This is a genomic window from Actinomycetota bacterium (genome assembly GCA_018334075.1).
Lineage (GTDB): Bacteria > Actinomycetota > Coriobacteriia > Anaerosomatales > UBA912 > JAGXSC01.
The window spans coordinates 1-3,198 of sequence record JAGXSC010000049.1 but is presented as its reverse complement, the minus strand read 5'-3'; the positions used below and the strand labels follow the sequence as shown (position 1 = coordinate 3,198).

General features: G+C 45.5%; 4 protein-coding genes. 3 read left to right on the top strand and 1 reads right to left on the bottom strand.

The annotated features are described in order from the left end of the window. The 3 genes from KGZ89_06830 to KGZ89_06820 form a co-directional block, all read left to right on the top strand. Window positions 1-732: hypothetical protein (locus KGZ89_06830; GenBank protein ID MBS3974560.1), on the top strand; the 732-nt coding region annotated here is incomplete at its 5' end. 43 nt (window positions 733-775) lie between these two features. Further along, window positions 776-1,516, top strand: coding sequence for a hypothetical protein (locus KGZ89_06825; GenBank protein MBS3974559.1), 741 nt, complete (start codon window positions 776-778; stop codon window positions 1,514-1,516). A gap of 201 nt (window positions 1,517-1,717) precedes the next feature. Further along, entirely contained in the window at window positions 1,718-2,098 is a 381-nt protein-coding gene (locus tag KGZ89_06820; GenBank protein ID MBS3974558.1) for an SdpI family protein, read from the top strand. A gap of 7 nt (window positions 2,099-2,105) precedes the next feature. Here the strand turns inward: KGZ89_06820 and KGZ89_06815 are convergent, their stop codons facing one another. Continuing rightward, window positions 2,106-2,876: a M48 family metallopeptidase gene (locus KGZ89_06815; protein MBS3974557.1), complete on the bottom strand. Its 771-nt coding sequence runs from the start codon at window positions 2,874-2,876 to the stop codon at window positions 2,106-2,108. Between the last annotated feature and the right edge of the window lie 322 nt (window positions 2,877-3,198).

Sequence of the window (3,198 nt, the reverse complement as noted above, 5' to 3'; positions counted from 1 at the left end):
TCCGCCATGCGAAAGCTACTTAAGCTGCAATTAATGCAGTACCGCAGCCCTGCGGTGCAAGTCATGTTTGGCCTGCTGGTTGCAGCAACATTCCTAGGCTGGTTGAGCCATTCCCTCTTCAATGCACCTGCCCATATTGTGCTGCTGGTAATGAGGGTAGTGTTGGCGATTCTTCTTGGCGCTATTACAGTGATACATTATGTAACATACACTACTGGAGCATTCTCGTGGCAAGAACATACTTTACCCCTGCATATTCCTATGCCGCAACTGTGGTCGCTGATTACCGGCCTGCTCGTCTTGCTGCCTATTGGTGCTGCCGCTGCCGCCTCGTATCTGGTTCTAGCTTATGCTTTTCGGTATGAGCCTAACATTGTCCTGCCCGGCGGCCAACAATGGCTCCTGTATGCCAGTTATTACCTCTTGGGGATCTCGGGTTACGTCAACATGCTGGCCGTCCACCAGCTGCTCAAGGGCAGGATTACGCTGCCCTTGCCCAAGGAGCTGCGGGTTTTGAGTAAGCTAATCAAATGGAGCGCAACAGTCGACACAATAGTTGATAGGATCGTGCCCGGTTTATATTTCGTTACAGGCATCACATTATTAGTGACCGTGATAGACAGGGAGAACTTAATTCTCTCACCAACTCCGATAGCCTTAATTATATTTGTGTGCAGCGCGGTGATCACTTACATAAACGCCTATTTGCTTGAAAACTACGGTAATCTTTAGCAACGCTGGGGCTAATCAGAAAGTACAAAGGGAGGGATGCCGGTTGCCGACAATAGCAAAATCATTAGTTAAATATTTTATTCTCGCAATGGGAGGAAGGCCGTTGGTACTGTTGGGTTACCTGTTGTTCAGTTTCTCCTCGCACCTGCTTCTGCCAGCGCTGCCTGATTTCTTGCAGGGCGTCATCACAGGTGTCTGGTCGTTGTTTTCCCTTTGTGTATTAATTTATGTGTTGCCAGGCATTTTTATTGACAGGGGAACAGATTTTTTGAAGCTGCCTTACCGGCAAATTCCTGTGAAACCGGTCTTTCTCATCGCTTACCACGTAGTTTTTATCTTCGCCACCAAGTTTATTTCCCTTACTGCTTGGGTCTTTTTTGTCCTCTTTACCCCGGCAACGCTGCCAAATAACGTCAACCTCCTGTCAGCCGTGAATATCTTCTCCTTAGGGTTGTTTGCTACCGCAATAAGCCTTGGTTTCACGATGTTTACTTTTTTGTTCTTCAACAGAAAAGAGTTTCTTTCCACCCTTTTAGTATTTGCAGCACTTTGCCTGGTTGTCTATCTGTTGCTATTTCAGATCAGCCTAGATCTTCGTGATATATTAGGTTTGCTGATAATTACCCCGTTCGGCCTACCAGAGGCCACAGCCTTCGCCAGCGTCAACTTGCTGCAAACGCCCTGGGGAACGGCCTGGAGCGATATTATGCTATTGATGGCGGCATTACTCCTGCAATGCACAAGCATGACCTGCATGCTTAGCGGCAAGGTCGATGCACTTTAAATAGCCGCCAGGCAATCCGTTGCCATTGCAGGAATAAGGGCAGAATTTAAACCGAATAACTCAAGCGAAATCAGGCTCTCAACGCCTTTTCGTAGCGCAAAAAGCCGCCGTAACCTACCCAGAAAATTCCCAGAATACGTGCAGGAATTAAGTAAGGGCAGCAATTATTCAGAATGCAATTATATTTGAGGGGTGATAATAGTGGGTTTTTGGATGTTTATGTTAATTATAGTTTTATTTATACCTTTGACTATGATAATCTGGGGCTGGCTGTTTATGAAAAAACCTCCGCAGACCATTAACTATATCTATGGTTACCGGACAACTATGTCCATGAAAAATAAAGATACTTGGGACTTTGCCCACAAACATTGCGGAAGGATTTGGTATTATATAGGAATTATAATGCTTCCCTTATCCATGATTGTGATGCTTTTTTGTATTGGCAGTGGAAATAACACAGTGGAAACTACCGGAGGAGTCCTTGTTGGCATCCAAGTGCTGATTCTTATTGTTTCAATATTTCCAACCTCGATAGCTTTACATAAACACTTCGACAAGGACGGAAGGCTAAAAAACTGACCTGCTACTATTTCACTGTACTCTGCGAATCAAGAGGAAATTGCCGCATGACTGCTTCGGTTTCCTTAAAAGCTCTCAGGCGTTTGGGCAGATTTGGGTGAGTCGAAAGAACTTCGGCGAGCCAAACCCAAAAACCCCGCTCCGTTTCTGCCTGATTGCTAAATTCCTCCGGATCGACAAAGCGATAGAGCTTCTTGCCGGCAGCGAAGACCAGAAGCCCTGCCGCAGCACCAGCCGGCTGATAATGGGCCGCAATGCGATCGCAGGTGTATTCACAAGCCCGGGAATATGCCGACCCCAAAAATGGAATTAACATCGCAGGATACAATAGCCAACGCCAGTTGAGATGTCTGCGTTTAATGTGAGCAAACTCGTGACTGATTACAAAAGCGACTGCGGACTCTCCCTTTTCCCAGGCAAGCTCCAGCACTTCGGCGTAAATAACGACAAAGTTTCGGCCCAGAAACATGGTGGCAAAAGCATTAAGGAAGCCGCCGGACTGCAATACATAAATGGCCGGAACCGGTTTAAGCTCCATCTGTTCAGCAATCTGCTGCGCCAACCGGTATACTTCCGGTAACTGTTTGTCAGACACGCGAATACCGTTTCCCCTGATGGCGCCGATAAACAGGCCATGGACGATGAAGGCGACAATTATGCCCAAGATTATGTATACGATGCCAACGAGAGAAATGACAAGGGCGAGGTAAACCAAGAGGCTGATTACCAATGATACGGCAAAATATAATTTTTCTTTTGGATGCACTAAAAACTGCATGGGCAAATCCTCCTATTTTAAAGTATTATTAATATTAATCTGACAACTGTCCACGGATAATTGCACCTCACCCCGATGCTATATTTGGCAACAGCTGCCATCATGGAATAAAACTATCATGCTCCCCCTGAAAACGTCAATCCTTTTATGGTTAAACTTATGTTAATTTTTGCAGCGGATGGCTGCGTATGCTAATCTGATAGTGAGCCAATATGACCGTTTGTGATCATGAATAAATGAACCACCTGTGACTTGAAATAATCATTGTGATCACCAAAAAGTGAGCCACTTTGATTTAAACTCCTGTACAATTGATTAGTAT

Bases quoted from the DNA above. Each gene is read 5' to 3' on its own strand.
- KGZ89_06815 (MBS3974557.1), bottom strand. From the start codon at position 2,876: ATGCAGTTTTTAGTGCATCCAAAAGAAAAATTATATTTTGCCGTATCA.